1 protein-coding gene is annotated in these 876 nt (G+C 68.6%); it reads right to left on the bottom strand.

Annotated elements, in window-relative coordinates; translation table 11 throughout:
• Positions 1 to 876 (bottom strand): FtsK/SpoIIIE domain-containing protein (locus tag POF73_RS45780; protein WP_272125474.1); only part of this gene is annotated, 876 nt, incomplete at both ends.

Raw genomic sequence — 876 nt, 5'->3', positions numbered from 1 at the left:
CCGGCGGTTCATCTCGGTGACGGCGTCCTCGACCATCTCGGTCGCCTGGATGCAGTGGTCGTCGGAGGGGCCCTCGATCAGGACCTCAGCGATCCCGTTGAACATGCTCCAGTCGCCGACACCCTTCAGGTCGGCAAGCCAGAACTGCACCGACTTGTCCAGCGCGAGCCATAGGGCGAGCGCGCGCAGGGCGGCGGTCTTGCCCTGGTTGGAGCGGCCGGTGATGAGCAGGTGGCGCTGATACACGCTCAGCTCTGCCGCGTCGCCGCGCAGGTCCTGGCCCCACGGGGCCTTGCCGGTCTTGTAGTTCGCGCCCATCGTCTCGTCGGTGACCAGCGGCGACGGGCCGATCGGCTCGTCCAGCGCTCCGGAGTCGGCGATCCACAGGCGGACGGTGCGGGCGGCTTCGGGGATCGTGATGAACACCTCGTGCTCATGCCGGTTGAGGTTCTCCGCCAGCTTGCGGCGGCGCTGCTGCACCTCGACCGTGGACACCTCCAAGGGCAACTGCACGTCGACCTCGACACCGCATCCGGCGATCACGATCGGGCCCAGCATGGCGGCGCCGGCGTCGTCCATGTCCTTGATGGCGTTGCGCAGGGCGGGCAGCCCCAGGTGGCGCAGGGCCTTGACGACGATGGACGGGGTGATCGGCTCGCCCTCGCTTGATCGGGCGTTGGCGGGCAGTGCCCACTGGGGTGCGGCTTGCTGCTTGCTGCCGACGGCCCACAGGGCGAGCAGGGCGAGGAGCGGACCGATGGTGAGCGTGGGGCCCCACACGACCTGCACGATCCGGATCAGCAGACCGATGAAGTCGATGGTCGCGGCGAGCGGGGTGATGACGTCCTTGACGTCACCGTTGTTGATGGCCATCAC

Source organism: Streptomyces sp. HD (assembly GCF_028369295.1).
Classification (GTDB): domain Bacteria; phylum Actinomycetota; class Actinomycetes; order Streptomycetales; family Streptomycetaceae; genus Streptomyces.
This window is presented reverse-complemented; position numbering and strand designations above follow the sequence as displayed.